12 protein-coding genes and 2 pseudogenes are annotated in these 16,368 nt (G+C 59.7%); 9 read left to right on the forward strand and 5 right to left on the reverse strand.

Annotation, left to right across the window (positions count from 1 at the left end; translation table 11 throughout):
• The 8 genes from NH396_RS04185 to NH396_RS04220 all read left to right on the forward strand — a co-directional run bounded on the left by NH396_RS04185 (position 1) and on the right by NH396_RS04220 (position 11,621).
• Entirely contained in the window at positions 1-843 is an 843-nt protein-coding gene (locus tag NH396_RS04185) for a carbohydrate ABC transporter permease (RefSeq protein WP_043334057.1), read from the forward strand.
• A 26-nt stretch (positions 844-869) separates the two neighbouring features.
• Positions 870-2,510, forward strand: coding sequence for an alpha-glucosidase (locus NH396_RS04190; protein WP_253062192.1), 1,641 nt, complete (start codon positions 870-872; stop codon positions 2,508-2,510).
• A gap of 45 nt (positions 2,511-2,555) precedes the next feature.
• Positions 2,556-3,662, forward strand: coding sequence for a sn-glycerol-3-phosphate ABC transporter ATP-binding protein UgpC (gene ugpC, locus NH396_RS04195; RefSeq protein ID WP_253061929.1), 1,107 nt, complete (start codon positions 2,556-2,558; stop codon positions 3,660-3,662).
• A 151-nt stretch (positions 3,663-3,813) separates the two neighbouring features.
• Positions 3,814-5,463 carry an alpha-amylase family glycosyl hydrolase gene (locus NH396_RS04200; protein ID WP_253061931.1) on the forward strand — a complete coding sequence of 550 codons (1,650 nt, stop codon included), beginning with the start codon at positions 3,814-3,816 and terminating at the stop codon, positions 5,461-5,463.
• A 41-nt stretch (positions 5,464-5,504) separates the two neighbouring features.
• The gene (locus tag NH396_RS04205; RefSeq protein WP_253061933.1) at positions 5,505-7,169 is read left to right on the forward strand and encodes an alpha-amylase family glycosyl hydrolase; all 1,665 of its coding nucleotides are present in this window, start codon (positions 5,505-5,507) and stop codon (positions 7,167-7,169) included.
• Between the two features lie 92 nt (positions 7,170-7,261).
• The gene (locus NH396_RS04210) at positions 7,262-8,566 is read left to right on the forward strand and encodes an ABC transporter substrate-binding protein (protein WP_253061935.1); all 1,305 of its coding nucleotides are present in this window, start codon (positions 7,262-7,264) and stop codon (positions 8,564-8,566) included.
• A gap of 136 nt (positions 8,567-8,702) precedes the next feature.
• Complete coding sequence (locus NH396_RS04215; RefSeq protein WP_253061937.1) at positions 8,703-10,421, forward strand: alpha-amylase family glycosyl hydrolase; 1,719 nt, start codon at positions 8,703-8,705, stop codon at positions 10,419-10,421.
• Between the two features lie 144 nt (positions 10,422-10,565).
• Positions 10,566-11,621 carry a LacI family DNA-binding transcriptional regulator gene (locus NH396_RS04220; RefSeq protein WP_253061939.1) on the forward strand — a complete coding sequence of 352 codons (1,056 nt, stop codon included), beginning with the start codon at positions 10,566-10,568 and terminating at the stop codon, positions 11,619-11,621.
• 84 nt (positions 11,622-11,705) lie between these two features.
• Here NH396_RS04220 and NH396_RS04225 read toward each other — a convergent pair.
• From NH396_RS04225 to NH396_RS04245, 5 genes and pseudogenes are all read right to left on the reverse strand, one after another.
• A pseudogene (locus NH396_RS04225) lies at positions 11,706-11,891 on the reverse strand (IS3 family transposase); the annotation flags it as partial.
• Between the two features lie 16 nt (positions 11,892-11,907).
• Positions 11,908-12,144, reverse strand: a pseudogene (locus NH396_RS04230) (IS481 family transposase); the annotation flags it as partial.
• 207 nt (positions 12,145-12,351) lie between these two features.
• Positions 12,352-13,125, reverse strand: coding sequence for a phage Gp37/Gp68 family protein (locus tag NH396_RS04235; protein ID WP_253061941.1), 774 nt, complete (start codon positions 13,123-13,125; stop codon positions 12,352-12,354).
• A gap of 246 nt (positions 13,126-13,371) precedes the next feature.
• Entirely contained in the window at positions 13,372-13,605 is a 234-nt protein-coding gene (locus tag NH396_RS04240) for a hypothetical protein (protein ID WP_253061943.1), read from the reverse strand.
• Positions 13,606-13,739: 134 nt separating this feature from the next.
• Positions 13,740-14,552, reverse strand: coding sequence for an isocitrate lyase/phosphoenolpyruvate mutase family protein (locus NH396_RS04245; RefSeq protein ID WP_253061945.1), 813 nt, complete (start codon positions 14,550-14,552; stop codon positions 13,740-13,742).
• 117 nt (positions 14,553-14,669) lie between these two features.
• Between NH396_RS04245 and NH396_RS04250 the strand changes: the two genes are divergently transcribed.
• Positions 14,670-15,716, forward strand: a complete 1,047-nt coding sequence (locus tag NH396_RS04250; protein WP_253061947.1) for a helix-turn-helix domain-containing protein — start codon at positions 14,670-14,672, stop codon at positions 15,714-15,716.
• Positions 15,717-16,368 lie beyond the last annotated feature (652 nt).

Raw genomic sequence — 16,368 nt, forward strand, 5'->3', positions numbered from 1 at the left:
ATGAATCGCTACCAGATGACCCGACTCGCCAAGCTGGTCGGCAAATGGGCCTTGATCGCCATCATCATCGTCTACGCCGTGTTCCCCTTCTATTACGCGGTCATCACCTCACTGAAACCGTCCAGTGAGCTGTTCGAGGTCAACTACTGGCTGACCTCACTGGACTTCAGCAATTACGCCCAGATCTTTGCGCAGAAGAGTTTCCTGCAGGCAATCGGCAACTCGATCCTGATCGCCTTGAGCGTCGTGTTGATCGCGCTGCTGCTGGGCATCACCGCCTCCTATGCGCTGGGACGCGTGCGCTTTCGCGGCCGCTCCACCGTGATGCTGATCATCCTCGGGGTCTCGATGTTCCCTCAGGTCGCGGTGCTGTCAGGGCTGTTCGAGGTGATTCGCAGCCTGAATCTCTACAACAACCCCGGTGGCCTGATCCTCAGTTACACCATCTTCACCCTGCCCTTCACTGTCTGGGTGCTGACGACCTTCATGCGTCAGCTGCCCATGGAACTGGAAGAGGCCGCGATCATGGACGGCGCCACGCCGTGGGAGACCATCACCAAGGTCTTCCTGCCCCTGATGTGGCCGGCCATGGCCACCACCGGGTTGCTCGCCTTCATCGCGGCCTGGAACGAGTTCCTGTTCGCCTTGACCTTCACGCTGACCGACAGCGAACGCACCGTGCCGGTCGCCATCGCCCTGATCTCCGGCGGCAGCCAGCATGAGCTCCCCTGGGGCCCCATCATGGCCGCCTCCGTCACCGTCACCATACCGCTGGTCATCCTGGTGATGATCTTCCAACGCCGCATCGTATCCGGCCTGACCGCCGGCGCCGTCAAAGGATAATCTTCATGTCATTGCTCGAAGCCCAAATGCAGACCTCCTCCAACTGGTGGCGTGGTGGCGTCATCTACCAGATCTACCCGCGCAGCTTCCTGGACAGCAACGGCGACGGGATCGGGGATCTGCCGGGCATCACCGCCAGACTCGATTACGTGGCCTCGCTGGGCGTGGATGGCATCTGGCTGTCACCCTTCTTCACCTCTCCGATGCTCGACTTCGGGTATGACATCAGCGATTACCGTGATGTCGACCCGATGTTCGGCACCCTGGAGGACTTCAAGGTACTGCTGGAGCGCGCTCACTCGCTCAATCTCAAGGTCATGATCGACCAGGTGATCAGCCACACCTCCGACCAGCATCCCTGGTTCCAGCAAAGCCGTCAGGACCGTACGAATGACAAGGCCGACTGGTTCGTGTGGGCAGACCCCAAGCCCGACGGTACGCCGCCCAACAACTGGCTGTCGATCTTCGGCGGCTCGGCCTGGACCTTCGATTCGCGCCGCCAGCAGTATTACCTGCATAACTTCCTGACCAGCCAGCCCGACGTGAACTTCCATCACCCGGAGGCCCGTCAGGCTCAGCTCGACAACATGCGCTTCTGGCTGGAGCTGGGCGTCGATGGCTTCCGACTGGATACCGTCAACTTCTACTTCCACGATCAGGCCCTGCGCGACAATCCGCCGGTACCGGCGGGCGAGGCCAAGACACTGGGCGCGCCGGATTCCAACCCTTATACCTGGCAGCGACACGTCTATGACCTGAGCCGCCCGGAAAACCTCGACTTCCTGAGAGACCTGCGCGCCCTGATGGATGAATACCCGGGCACCACCACAGTGGGCGAAATCGGTGATGACAAGCCGCTGGAGCGCATGGCGGAGTACACCGCCGGAGGCGACAAGCTGCACATGGCCTACGGGTTTGATTTACTCAATGCCCCGCACTCCACAGGCTATCTGCGAGAAGTCATCGAGCGCTTCCAGCGCCTGGCCGGTGATGCCTGGCCATGCTGGGCCCTGTCGAACCACGATGTCGTGCGCAGCGCCACACGCTGGGGTGCCGACGAAGACCCGGTGGCCTATCCCAAGGTCGCCTTGGCCATGGTGTTGTCATTGCGCGGCAGCGTCTGCCTCTACCAGGGTGAGGAGCTGGGCCTGCCGGAAGCCGAGGTGCCCTTCGATCGCATCCAGGACCCCTACGGCAAGGTGCTGTGGCCGGAATTCAAGGGCCGCGACGGTTGCCGGACTCCCATGCCCTGGCGTCAGACGGCCCGGGGGGACTTCTCGAATGTCGAGCCCTGGCTGCCGGTCGATGAACGCCACCTGCCGCTGGCCGTGGCCAATCAGGAAGACGACGCCGACTCGGTATTGCATGCCACACGCACCCTGCTGAATTTCCGCCGCCAACACCCGGTCCTGCGCGAGGGGACCATTGAACTGGTGGACGTGGGCGACGAGCTGCTGGGCTTTCAGCGCGAACACGATGGCCAGCGCATGCTGTGTCTCTTCAACCTGACCGGCACCGAACGGACCACCGCAATGCCGCAAGCCTACGCAGGCGGCGCGCGCCTTCTCGAGGGCACGGGCTTCACTGCCGAACTGGACGAGGCTCAGCCCCAGGCAGCGCGCCTGGTACTGCCGGCCTATCAGGCTGCCTTCCTGGCACTCGACTAACCTTCTTTCGAAAGCCGGTGCCGAGCACCGGCTGGGAGTCGCAAGATGACAAGCGTAACCCTCTCCAAGATCAACAAGACCTTCGGCAGCACGCACATCATCAAGGACCTGGACCTGAAGATCGGCAGCGGAGAATTCGTGGTCTTCGTCGGGCCGTCAGGCTGTGGCAAGTCGACCTTGCTACGCCTGATCGCCGGGCTGGAATCGATCACCGAAGGTGAGATGCATATCGCCGGCGATCTGGTCAATGACCTCCCCCCGCGTGAGCGCGGCGTGGGCATGGTCTTCCAGTCCTATGCGCTCTACCCGCACATGACGGTGTACGAGAACATGGCCTTCGGCCTCAAGCTTGCCAAGACCGACAAGGAAAGCGTCGAACAACGCGTGATGGAAACAGCGCGCACTCTCCAGCTCGAGGAGTTGCTGAATCGCAAGCCCAAGGCGCTCTCCGGTGGCCAGCGCCAGCGCGTCGCCATGGGGCGCGCCATGGCGCGTGAGCCCAAGATTCTGTTGTTCGACGAGCCGCTCTCCAATCTGGATGCCTCGCTGCGCGTCCAGATGCGCAACGAGATTGCCCGCCTGCACCATCGCCTGGGCTCCACCATGGTCTACGTCACCCACGACCAGGTCGAAGCCATGACGCTGGCCGACAAGATCGTGGTACTGCGTGATGGGCGTATCGAGCAGGTCGGCAGCCCCCAGACACTCTATCAGGCGCCGGCGACCCGCTTCGTGGCCGGTTTCATCGGCTCCCCGACCATGAACTTCCTGCCGGCAGAGCTGCTGCGAAGCGAAGGCAATGGCTGTCGCATCTCGACGCCCGGGATCGGCGAACTGGATCTGCCTCGTGATGCCGGCGGCGAAAGCACCGGCAGCCGCCTGACGCTGGGGATTCGCCCCGAACACCTCTGCCTGGAAGAGGCCCTTGGCGACAACGCCTTCGAGATCGTCAACGTCGAGTACCTGGGCAACGAAGTCTATGTCTATCTGGATCCGAAAGACGGCGACAGCCTGCTGATCCACCGCAGTGAAGCCCCCAGTCAGTGGAAGATCGGCCAACGCGTCGGGCTGGTGCCGGACCTAGAGCACGTGCATCTCTTCGACAGCCAGGATCGCGCGCTGAGCCTGACCCAGCAACGCCAGGCAGCCTGACGCTCAGGGCCTGTTCTGCAGGGCTTTTCCTCGAGGACCTGGCAGCCAGGACTGAGTATTCAGTGCCTGCATACGGCGCCTCAGGCCAACCCCTTCATTCTCCGCAAGGACCGCACGGGCGGGCGCCATGGCTCCCGCCCAGGAGACTCGCATGTCCACGATTCGAGACACCCAGGTGTCAGCCCGCGATTGGTGGCGCGGCGCCGTCATCTATCAGATCTACCCGCGCAGCTTTCAGGACAGCAATGGCGATGGCATCGGTGATCTGCCGGGCATCCTCGAGCGCCTGGATTACATCGCCTCGCTGAATGTCGATGCGATCTGGCTATCTCCCTTCTTTACCTCCCCCATGAAGGACTTCGGCTATGACATCAGCGACTATCGCGATGTCGACCCGATGTTCGGCACCCTGGAGGACTTCGACCGTCTGGTCGAGGCAGCGCATGCACGCGGCCTGAAAGTCATCATCGATCAAGTGCTCTCACACACCTCCGACGCCCACCCGTGGTTCGAGGAAAGCCGCCAGAGCCGCGATAATCCGCGCGCCGACTGGTATGTCTGGGCAGACCCCAGACCCGATGGCGCACCGCCCACCAACTGGCAATCGATCTTCGGGGGCTCCGCGTGGCAATGGGACACTCGCCGCTGCCAGTACTACCTGCACAACTTCCTGATCGAGCAGCCGGACCTCAACTTCCATCATCCCGAGGTCGTGACGGCCATTCTTGAAGAGGTGCGATTCTGGCTGGAGCGGGGGGTGGATGGTTTCCGCCTGGACGCCATCAACTTCTGCACACATGGTGAGCTAAAGGATAACCCGCCGCGGCGTGAGATCACTGAAGGCTTCATTGGCGTGCGCCCGGACAACCCCTACGGCTATCAACAACATCTTCACGACAAGACCCAACCCCAGAATCTCGCCGTTCTCGAACGGTTGCGGAGTCTGCTCGATGAGTACCCCGGCACCACCAGCGTGGGCGAGGTCGGCGACGATGACTCCTTGCGCGTGATGGCCGAGTACACCCGGGGCGACCAGCGGCTGCACATGGCCTATTCCTTCGATCTGCTGACCGAGAACGCCTCACCCGACCACCTCTTGGCGACCCTGCAGACGATGGAAGCGCAGATCGGGGACGGCTGGCCGTGCTGGGCGCTGGGAAACCACGATGTCACACGTCTGGCAACGCGCTGGGACGCCGAAGCCTCACCGGCGCGCCTGCGCCTCTATCTCGCCTTCCTGCTGACCCAGCGCGGCAGCGTCTGTCTGTATCAGGGCGAAGAACTGGGGCTGAGTGAAGCCCAGCTACACCATGACCAGTTGGTGGACCCCGCCGGCATCACCTTCTGGCCACGCTACAAGGGACGCGACGGCTGCCGGACGCCCATGCCGTGGCAGGCCGGTGAGTCACATGCGGGCTTCTCTCGCGTGTCTCCCTGGTTGCCGGTTCCCGACTTCCATCATGCCTTGGCCGTCGACCATCAGGAACACGACCCGGCATCGCTGTTGAATGCCAGCCGGGAGCTGCTCGCCTTCCGCCGCCGTCACCCCGCTCTCAGCCGAGGGGAGATCCACTTCCACTCGCTGCATGAGGAAGTCATCTGCTTCACGCGCCTCTCAGACGGCGAGTCGTTGCTGGTCGCGCTCAACTTCTCTGCACAGGCCCTGACTCTGGAGACCGCCTGGCGAGCGGAAGCCCTCGAGGATGCCCCCGGCATGATCAATGGTCACTGGCAGGCAGGTCGCCTGACGCTGCCGCCCCACGGCGTTGCCATCGCGCGCTGTGTTGGCGAGGCGCACTGAATCTCCCGCTTGCCGATCACGCAACTCACAAGGAGGTCATGATGACCCTGTCTCAACTCGATCCTCACGCTCGCCTCGACTGGTGGCGTGGTGCCACGATCTATCAGATCTACCCCCGCAGTTTCATGGATGCCAACGGCGACGGCATCGGCGACCTGGCCGGCATCATCGAGCGCCTACCCCATGTGGCCAGTCTCGGCGTGGATGCCATCTGGCTGTCCCCCTTCTTCACCTCGCCGATGAAGGATTTCGGCTATGACGTCGCGGACTATCGGGATGTCGACCCGATGTTCGGCCATCTGGAGGATTTCACGCGGCTGGTCTCACAAGCCCACCAGCTGGGGCTGCGCGTGATCATCGACCAGGTGCTGTCTCACAGCTCCGATCAACACGTCTGGTTCCAGCAAAGCCGTCAGGACCGTCACAACGCCAAGGCCGACTGGTATGTCTGGGCCGACCCGCTTCCGGATGGCAACCCGCCCAACAACTGGATGGCGGCCTTCAGTGGTCGCGCCTGGACCTTCGATGCCAAGCGCCGCCAGTATTATCTGCACAACTTCCTGGCAAGTCAGCCGGATCTGAACTTCCATCATCCCGCGGTGCGCCAGGCGCAGCTGGACAACCTGCGCTTCTGGCTGGATCTGGGGGTGGACGGCTTCCGCTTCGACGTCGTCAATTACTACTTCCATGACCGCGCCTTGACCGACAACCCGGCGATGGCGCGCGAAGGCGTCAACCCGGGCAACCCGCAGAGCTATCAGCGGATGCAGCACAATATCGAACAACCGGAGAATCTGGCGTATCTGGAGCGCATCCGCGACCTGCTCGATGAGTACCCGGGCACCACCAGTGTCGGCGAGATCGCCGGCAATGACCCTCTCCCGACCATGGCTGCCTACACCGCCGGCCAACGCCGCCTGCACATGGCCTACACCTTTGACCTGCTCAACAGTGATGGCGATGCCCGCGCGCTGTACGGCGTGCTGACGCGCTTTGCCGAGCAAGGCGAAGACACCTGGCCTTGCTGGGCCCTGTCCAATCATGACGTGGAACGCAGTGCGACCAGCTGGGGAGAATCGCGCGCCCTGCTCGCCCTGACGGTCTTGTGTTCGCTGCGTGGCAGCCTGTGCCTCTATCAGGGAGAGGAACTGGGGCTTCCCGAAGCGGAGCTGGCCTTCGAGGACCTGCAGGACCCCTTCGGCATCAACCTGTGGCCCGAGATCAAGGGCCGCGATGGCTGTCGCACGCCAATGGTCTGGGATGACGGCCTGAACGGTGGATTCAGCCGCTGCGCGTCGAAGTCCGGCGTTGAGGCCACGCCCTGGTTACCGGTCTCCCCACGCCAGTTGCCATTGTCGGTGGCGCAGCAGGAAAACCGTGATGACAGCTTCCTGTCGCGAGCACGTCGCCTGCTGCGCTATCGCGGCACCAGCCAGGTGCTGCGCGAGGGTGATCAGACCCTGATTGCCCCCGAGCGGCTCCCGGACGACGTCTTCGCCAGCGTGCGCCAGCATGGAGCGCAACGCCTGCTGTGTCTGGCACACCTCGGGACAGGCGATACCCCGAGCGTGATCGATCCGAGTCAACTGGCGCCAGACATCACCACCTGGACCACCCTCGAGATCGCCGGTATCACGGCGACACCCGCCTCTCACCATCCCCTGTCGCTGATGCCAGGCAGCGCCATGTGGCTCGCCCTCAACTGACGTCTGGCAGATTCGATGCTTCATGGGATGCTCGGTTGATGACGGTCATCCCGGACGCCGCAACAACAATCACAATGATGGAGTCGCACGCCATGCCTTCTGTTATCAGCACCCCACGCCAACGGATGCTCACGACCCTCAAGGGTAGCGCCGGTGCCCTGTTGTTGAGCGGGGCCTCATTGACGGCCCCCCTCGCACTGGCCACCGAGGTCACGATTGCCTGTGGCCCCGGCGGAGATTCCGACATGTGCCCGGAGCTCGCCCAGCAATGGGCCGAGCAATCCGGCAATCGAGTCAATGTGATCTCCACTCCCAACGACACCACCGAGAAGCTCTCGCTGTATCAGCAGCTGCTGAGCAGCGGCTCCAGTGACATCGACGTGCTGATCGTCGACATGGCGTGGCCAGGGCTGCTCGACGATCACCTGGTCGACCTTTCCCGTTACCTGCCCGACGACGCCACCGAGGGCTTCTTCCCCGCGCTGGTCGACAACGGCACCGTAGCGGGACGTCTGGTGGCCATGCCCTGGTACACCGACGCAGGCGTGCTCTATTACCGCAAGGACCTGCTGGAAAAATACGACCAGCAGGTGCCGGAGACCTGGCAGCAACTCACCGAGACGGCGCGCACGATCCAGACGGCGGAACGCGACGCCGGCAATGCCGATTTCTGGGGATACAGCTTCCAGGGGCGCGCCTACGAGGGGCTGACCTGCAACGCACTGGAGTGGGTTGCAAGCCAGGGCGGCGGCACCCTGGTGGATGATGCCGGAGAGGTTACCATCGACAACTCGCGCGCCGCCGAGGCACTCGACCTTGCCGCCTCCTGGATCGGCAGCATCGCTCCGGAAGGCGCACTGAATCATACCGAGGAGGAGTCACGTGGGTTGTTCCAGTCGGGCAATGCGCTGTTCCTGCGCAACTGGCCCTATGTCTGGAAGCTCAGCCAGGCCGAGGGCAGTCCGGTGGCAGGCAAGGTCGGCATGGCGCCACTCCCGCATGGCCCGCAGGGCAAGTCACGCGCAACCCTGGGCGGTTGGAATCTTGCGGTATCACGCTACTCGGAGCACCCCCAGGCCGCTGCGGAGCTGGTCGCCTACATCACCGCTGCTCCGCAGCAGAAGGCCCACGCCATGAAGATGGGGCGCAACCCCACCATCGAACACCTTTATCAGGATGACGAGGTGCTGGCGAGCAACCCCTCGATGGGCGAGCTCTATGAGGCGCTCAGAACCGGCGTCGCGCGCCCGGCCTCGGTGACGGGCGATGCCTACGCACGCGTCTCCAATGCCTTCTTCAACCGCACCCATCAGGTGCTGTCGGGCGAGGAAACCGGTGCTCAGGCGGTGGAAGCGCTCGGGAGGGAACTCACCCGCATCGGACGCCGCGGCTGGTAACGCCCACGACCTCCCCCCGCCAGGCCTTGCGCCTGCAGGCTGATGACGTCCGGAAGGTTTCGCGCAGAGACGCGGGGCCTTTCCGGCGCTCTAGCATGCCCGTGCCCCCTGCCGCCTCGACAACAAGGATCGTGCAATGACATCTACCCAACTCCATCGCCATTCCGCACACGACTGGTGGCGCGGCGCAACGCTTTACCAGATCTATCCGCGCAGCTTCATGGACGCCAATGGCGATGGTGTCGGCGATATTGCCGGCATCATCCAACGTCTGGACTACCTCGCGACCCTGGGGGTGGACGCCATCTGGGTCTCCCCCATCTTCACCTCGCCCATGCAGGACTTCGGCTATGACGTCTCGGACTACCGTGACATCGATCCCCTGTTCGGCACTCTGGAGGACTTCTCGCGGCTCGTCGCCCGCGCACATGAGCTCGGGCTGGGCGTCATCATTGATCAGGTGCTGTCACACAGTTCCGATCAGCATGCGTGGTTCCGGGAAAGTCGCCAATCCCGGGACAATGCCAAGGCTGACTGGTATGTCTGGGCAGACCCGCGTCCGGATGGCGGCGCGCCCAACAACTGGTTAGCCGCCTTCGGTGGCCCGGCCTGGACCTTCGATTCACGGCGCTGCCAGTATTATCTGCACAACTTTCTCGCCAGCCAGCCGGACCTCAACTTTCATCATCCCGAGGTGCGTCAGGCACAGCTCGACAATCTGCGCTTCTGGCTGGAGCTGGGCGTCGACGGGTTCCGCTTCGACACCGCCAACTTCTACTTCCATGACCAGGCGCTGACGGACAATCCGCCGTCCTCGGACGACTACCGTAGCCGTGGTCATCCCCGCAGCTATCAGCTACTGAAACACAATGCGGATCAGCCAGAGAATCTCGACTATCTGGAAGAGATTCGTGCCCTGCTGGAGGAATACCCCGGCGCCACCAGCGTCGGCGAGGTCGGGGGCAGCGACCCGCTTCCCGCCATGGCAGCCTACACCGCGGGCCAGCACCGCCTGCATATGGCCTACACCTTCGACCTGCTCAACAGCACGGGCGATGCCGTGGACTTGCACGCCGTTCTGGCACGCTTTGCCGAGCATGGCGAAGACGCCTGGCCGTGCTGGGCATTGTCCAATCATGATGTTCCGCGCAGTGCCAGTCGCTGGGGGAGCGCACGCGCCTTGCTGGCACTGACGGTACTCTGCTCATTGCGGGGCAGCCTCTGCCTCTATCAGGGAGAAGAGCTTGGATTCGAGGAAGCCGAGCTGAGCTACGCCGAGTTGCAGGACCCCTTCGGAATCGCGCTATGGCCCGAGGTCAAGGGACGCGATGGATGCCGCACGCCCATGGTGTGGGAGCCTCATCGCCATGGTGGCTTCTGCGCTGACTCCCTGTCGCCCTGGCTTCCCGTCCATGCCCCTCATCAGTCACAGGCGGTCTCGCTGCAACAAGAGGCGCCCGAGAGTCTACTGAATCGCGTTCGCAAGCTGCTGGAACTGCGTCGCGATAATGCGACGCTGAAGACGGGGCAACAGACGCTCATCTCCCCGTCCGTGCTGCCGAAGGGTGTCTTTGGTGTGATACGTCACACTCCTCACCAGCAGATGGTGTGCCTGGCCAATCTGGAACACGAGGCAGGTCACGCCCCGGAACACGACAACGCCCCCGTCATGCTCGATCTGCCTACCCTGATGGGCTCGCGAATGCCTCATGGCCACCATCATGATCCGATAGAGGTCGTCTCGTTGCCCGGCATGGCCACGCCCTCGCTTGAAGCAGGCCAATTGAGCCTGGCGCCGGGGATGGCAGCCTGGCTGGTCGTGCCAGCCGATACCTCTCAAGTGCAGGACCGCTAGCAGGCATTGCCCGGCTGGACGCCTGGTGCCAGTTGGCCGCTCGGTCGGCCAACTCCGTCACTTTCTGGGCATTTCTGGTACGCGGCGATATGCTATCTCTGCGCTTAATCGTTCAAGCTTTTCATGTTCAGGAACCCGACGCCTGTGTCATCGCCTCGCCGCATCACTCTCAAGGAGCTAGCCGCAGAACTCGGCGTCTCCACCGCCAGCGTCTCCAACGCCTTCAACCGCCCCGACCAGCTCTCGCCAGCATTGCGCGAACGGGTGCTCGAGGAGGCCAGACGCCTTGGCTACCGTGGCCCAGATGCCAAGGCGCGTAGTCTGCGCACGGGGCGCTCACGGATCATCGCCGTGGTACTCGCGGAGACGCTGACCTACAGCCTCAAGGACGCCGTCGCCAGCGAACTGCTGTCGGGCATCGCGGAAGTGCTGGATGCTCACGGCCATACCCTGCTGCTGCTTTCAGGCCGCCAGAATGCCTCCCAGGTGCCCGGATCTTCCAGCATTGCCGATGGCTTCATCGTCTACGGGCTGATGGCCAGCATGGCACTGGTGGAAGAACTCCAGAGCGCGGGTCACAAGCCCATCGTGGCAGTCGACTTCGATCTGGGCGATCACCCCGCCATCCATGTGGATGATGAGCCCGCCTGCTACGCCATCGCGCAACATGCCTTGCAGACACCCGCCAGTCGTATCGGTATCGTCAACCTGCGCCTGACCGACACGCCCTGCAATGGCCCCATCACCGATGCCCATACGCTGCTTCCGGCCGGCCGTACCATTACTCGCTCGCGTCTGGCGGGGTTTCATCGCGCCCTGGCAGAGCGAGAGGTGTCTTTGCAAGACGTCGCGATGTGGAACATCGAGGAAAACACCTATGAGGTCTGCGCGCCGGTATTGGCAGAGATTCTGGATCTGCCGGCCAGTGAACGGCCAGACCTCCTGCTATGCATGTCCGACCGTATCGCGTTGACCGCCGTGACCCTGGCCGAGCAACGCGGCATCCGGATTCCCGAAGACCTGCGTATCACCGGCTTTGATGGTATCGAGGAAGGACAATATCGGTCACCGCGCCTGACCACCGTCCATCAGGACAGTACCGAGAAAGGCCGCCTTGCCGCGCGAATGATTCTGGGGCTGGAGCCCGCGTCATCACACCGGCTCTCGACACAGCTGATCCAAGGCGAGACCTGTCCGTGAGGAAGGAACCATTGGCAGTCCTATGATGTACCCCGCACTAGGCAGCTCTCTGATTGATCTTACCCAGTAACCATGGACACCCACCTAAGCGATCATTCGGGCTTCGAAGGCCTCTGGGCTAATCATTCCGATGGCACTGTGCCGGCGATGCCGGTTGTAGTCCAATTCAATATACTCGAACATCTGTCGTTTCATCGCTTTCCGGGTGTGAAATCGCTCACCGTGAATCGCCTCGACATTGAGACTGTGGAAGAAACTCTCGGCACAGGATCACTGGGCAAGATCAGAACGTTCTGGCGGCGATGAGCACTTCTTCATGCTCCCTGTTGAGGGTGGCCAGGAGGTTATGACGCGTGTGAGGACGATCATAGACGTCGTCTCGATGCCGCCACCGGCGGATGGTCATATCGTTCACGCCAAATCGCTTCGCCAAAACCGTGTCTGGGATGTGGGCAGGAACGGCTTGGATCTCAGCACGGACCTTGGGTATGGTAGTCGCTTGCTTATGAAGCTTGATTTCCATCTCGATGCTCCTGAGCGAACTGACGAATAAGCCCTCTGGCAGCAAGCAAAGGATAGCTTATTTTAGTCAATTGAGCATCCGAGATCCTACGCCTACCGAAGAAATGCCGAGGTAGATTGCGGATGTAATGATATAGAGATCGTCCAACAGACAAGGCCTTCCCTGAACTACAGGATAATTCGATAAAAATATCTCCAGCTAAATTCATCATATCGAAAGCTCATCGGGAATGGACAGGTAGGACTTACCTTCGATCAAATGCCCCGTTCGATTTTTGCTGCTGCGAGAGCCATCAGGGCCATAGGTTCCCCATTGTTTCCAATACAGATGGACGTTCTGGGCAAGGCATTGATCTCGTAGAGAAATTACCCATTCGGGCATCGCGCGCCGAGCCTCTGGTCCACTTTCTCCGCCGCCTACCACAAGCCGTATGCCAGACAGGTCCAGCTCACCAAGGTCACCCAGGAGAGGCTCACAACAAATATGCTTGTTCCTCACCCTTGTTTTCTTGAGATCTTCAAGGCGCGGGAGGCCATACTTCCGGTCTTCAACAGTCACTCCCGCCCACAGATTTTCGGGAGCCTCTCGCCTGTCGAAATACGCTCGCATGTTTTGGCTTCGCTTGGTCAGAATGTAGAACACATGCCAGTGTGCTTTTCTGACAACATCCATCACCTGATCGATGCTCGCATCATCCGCATCTTCGTGAAAGATGTCGCTCATGGAGTTGATGAAGTAGAACGTCGGCTTCTTGCGCTTCAGGGGCGCTGCTTTTTCTATGCGGTCCGGGTGAATCGTGAACTCGAAGCCGTTTTCGTAGCCCGACGTGCCCCATTTATGGAGTTTCGCGGCGATGGTTTCTGCGTAGCAATGCTTACAACCCGAAGACACTTTCGTACACCCGGTAAACGGGTTCCAGGTCTTGGCGTCGATCTTCATCTCCTCATCGTAGGAGATCTTTCCGTCTTCCGTCGTTGTCATGGTTACTCAGTACCTTTTTCGCCGGTTTTGTCATAGCCCCAATAGGCCGCCTCAATATTGTGTCTATCTGGGACTATAACGAAAGCCGCGCAATAGCCTGCCCAGTAGTCTTCGCGATAACCGGGACAACCGTTGTCCGTCGCCCCCTCAGCCATGAAGGTTTTGTATAAGGCTCGAACCTCTTCATTGAACTTATCCTCGAAGACCAAATACATAGGAACGACGCCCTGTTTCAGAAACCAAAGATCAGTATTTCTCCATCGAAAAACATGCAGCCTGACCAAACTCTATGTTGTTCGTGTAGCTAAGAGTGGCGAGCCTCTTTGTGTTAAAAGCTTTGAACGTCTTGTAGTCAATGACGTACAGATCATATTTTTCTTTCATCTGACTCTCATTCAGAAGCTTCATGAAAATTTCACCGTATGCGAAGGCCATGTAACCGGTTGGGCTGATCTCGACATCAGAAGGTTCGAATGGCATATCCAACCCTTCGGTTTTCTGGACTTCCTCTAAGCCTTCAGCTGTATAGAAGGCCTACGATTGCATACCCCCCAAAACTCTTATAACTTCATATAAAATAACGTTAGATGCATGCGCTTTGTGATTGCTTCGAATTAACGACGAGACGTGAGCAACGGCTCTATAGCGTTTTCCGATGAGAGATTTTTCATCCAATCGAAAGTGCCCTGTTCCTTCATCTCGCGCGCCCCCTCGATCAGGGCAGCGTAGGCAGCCATCGCCATAGCGCCCCCGATACTTACCCTTCTTGCGCCCGCCTCGGCCAGCTTGGCAACCGAGAGATCGGGCGACATTGCCACAACGCTCAACGGAGTCTTGATCTCATTCACCACCGCTTTGACTTCCTCCGCCGTGCGCAAACCGGGAGCAAACAAGACATCAGCGCCTGCAGCTTCATAGGCTTTCAAGCGGCGAATGGTGTCGTCCATGTCATTCTTCCCGCGAAGCAAATTCTCACAGCGGCCAATGACGGCAAATGGAATATCGAGCGTCCTCGCAGCCTCGACCGCTGCCTCGATCCGTTCGACAGCATGGTTGTAGTCGTAGATACCCTCACCACTCCAGTCCTCTATAGACCCACCAACAACGCCCGTTTCTGCAATTCGGCGAATCGTTTCCGCAACACCGTCCGGGTGGTGAGAGTAGCCATTCTCCAAATCGGCCGTGATCGGGATCTGGGTGGCCGCTGAAAGAGCGCGGCAATGGGCCAGCTTCTCATCGAGAGTGACTTCCCCATCAAGCTTGCCCAGGGCGTACGCCAGCCCACCGCTCGTCGTGGCCAGCGCCTGAAACCCGAGTGCCTCGAATACGCGCGCCGAGGCAACATCCCACGGCCCTGGTATCAGGAAGGTCTCAGAACCTTCGTGAAGGGCCTGCATTGTCTGAGCTTTCTCCAGCTGTGTCGGCATTTCTCGCCCTCTCAGTAACTGCGTTTTTCAATCCTAGATGGTGTAACTGTCAAAGCCGTGTCACAATGACAGATATCCCGACGATCGTGCCATATTGCTCCCCCCTTTGGATTGCCCATGCCTCACTACCAAGTTCCCACGCTACAAACCACGTTCAATGGAGAGGGCTTTCCACGACGGGTCGTCATTGTCACCAACCATGCCTCTTCTTCTTTGGAATATATTGATTTTATAAGAACTTTTTCAGAAACGACGTTCTTTTTGGAACAGGCCGGTCAACCTCCCGCCTATCAAGTGGAAGTCGTATCACGTGGAAAGGGAACGATTTACAACGTCCCAGGGCTCAGCATCGTGGCATCCAACGCCTATGATGAGCTCGAGGGCGCAGTGGACACACTGATCGTCCAGGCTGTCGATGATGACGATGAATGCCTAAATGACACCGACTTCATTGACTGGATCAGGATGATGGCACCGCGCGTTCGCCGCACCGTAAGTGCCTGCACCGGCGCGTTCATCCTGGCTGAGGCGGGGCTTCTCGATGGAAAGTTAGCAACCACGCACTGGGCTGCGGCTAACGACTTCCGGAAGCGGTACCCCAAGGTCAAACTCAATCCAGAACGAATGTATATCAGCGATGACGGTGTTTATACGGCGGCTGGCGTCACGGCTGCTATAGATCTCGCTATCGCATTGATTGAAGAAGATCTCGGCTCCGAATTGGCAAGAAGGGTTGCTCAGGCGATGGTGATGTTCATGAAGCGCCCCGGCAACCAAGCTCAATTCCATGCCCAAACGGCTCCCCACGATTTTGATACCCCTGCGGACCCCTTCGTGCAATATATCGTGGATCATCTTGAAGGTGACTTACGCCTTGAAAGGCTCGCTGATCACTTCAATCTTAGCTTGAGGAGTTTCAACCGAAAATTTCGAGAAAGAGTGGGTATTCCTCCGGGACGTTTCATTGAGCAACGTCGAGTAGATTGCGCGCGGCAGTACCTTGAAAGCACTCACGAACCGATTTCAAGAATCGCCAACTGGTGCGGCTACGATACATCAGATGGCCTGTTACTCGCTTTCGAACGCCACCTGAAGGTCTCTCCCCGTGAATATAGAAAGCGCTTTACAAGCTCGTTACATGTAGGATCTCGGATATTAAATTGACTAGAAGAAGCTATCCTTTGCTTACTGCCTGACCTGCAGCAGTCAAGTGTTTCTGGCCACCGAGCTTTATGCATACCAGTAGTTCTTTTCTGCCAGGTTCGGCGGTAACCCATCGTTATGCTTGTGCGGCCTGAGGCTACTAAAGTCACCGACCATATAATCACTGGCAGATCGCTTCGCCGCAGCAATGTCGGGATAGCCGATCTCTGGTAATCATTCCGTTTTCAGGATTTTGAAGAAGCGCTCTGTTGGGGCATTGTCCCAGCAATTTCTGCGGCGACTGAGACTCAGCGTCATTCCATTTGGTAGCGCAAAAACATCAGATCCTGCCCAGCAACAGTGAACTTACTTAACAGGATGTCCACTGCCACTGGGCAAGATCAGGTGGCCAGATTCACTATGCCACTACACCCCGAACTGACGAGCGAGATCTTTGTTCGTCATGCTTGAATGTCGGCACGAATTTTCGGTGTCGTCGTCGCTTGCTTATGCAGCTTGATGTTCATGAAGCCTTTCCTGAATAAATTGCTTGATGAGCTCACGCGGGACTAACAAAGGATAGCTTCGTTGTGAAATCCGATCATCCGGCACCCTACAACTATACAGCAAAACAACAAGCAATATATACATCATCTTATCAATAAAAAGACAA

This window comes from Cobetia sp. Dlab-2-AX (genome assembly GCF_024124625.1).
In the GTDB taxonomy this organism is placed as follows: domain Bacteria; phylum Pseudomonadota; class Gammaproteobacteria; order Pseudomonadales; family Halomonadaceae; genus Cobetia.

What these genes read in the sequence shown, in the direction of transcription:
- NH396_RS04215 (WP_253061937.1), top strand. Translation starts at nt 8,703, where the DNA reads ATGACATCTACCCAACTCCATCGCCATTCCGCACACGACTGGTGGCGC.
- NH396_RS04250 (WP_253061947.1), top strand. Translation starts at nt 14,670, where the DNA reads ATGCCTCACTACCAAGTTCCCACGCTACAAACCACGTTCAATGGAGAG.
- ugpC (WP_253061929.1), top strand. Translation starts at nt 2,556, where the DNA reads ATGACAAGCGTAACCCTCTCCAAGATCAACAAGACCTTCGGCAGCACG.
- NH396_RS04235 (WP_253061941.1), bottom strand. Translation starts at nt 13,125, where the DNA reads ATGACAACGACGGAAGACGGAAAGATCTCCTACGATGAGGAGATGAAG.
- NH396_RS04200 (WP_253061931.1), top strand. Translation starts at nt 3,814, where the DNA reads ATGTCCACGATTCGAGACACCCAGGTGTCAGCCCGCGATTGGTGGCGC.
- NH396_RS04190 (WP_253062192.1), top strand. Translation starts at nt 870, where the DNA reads ATGCAGACCTCCTCCAACTGGTGGCGTGGTGGCGTCATCTACCAGATC.
- NH396_RS04210 (WP_253061935.1), top strand. Translation starts at nt 7,262, where the DNA reads ATGCCTTCTGTTATCAGCACCCCACGCCAACGGATGCTCACGACCCTC.
- NH396_RS04185 (WP_043334057.1), top strand. Translation starts at nt 1, where the DNA reads ATGAATCGCTACCAGATGACCCGACTCGCCAAGCTGGTCGGCAAATGG.
- NH396_RS04245 (WP_253061945.1), bottom strand. Translation starts at nt 14,552, where the DNA reads ATGCCGACACAGCTGGAGAAAGCTCAGACAATGCAGGCCCTTCACGAA.
- NH396_RS04240 (WP_253061943.1), bottom strand. Translation starts at nt 13,605, where the DNA reads ATGCCATTCGAACCTTCTGATGTCGAGATCAGCCCAACCGGTTACATG.
- NH396_RS04205 (WP_253061933.1), top strand. Translation starts at nt 5,505, where the DNA reads ATGACCCTGTCTCAACTCGATCCTCACGCTCGCCTCGACTGGTGGCGT.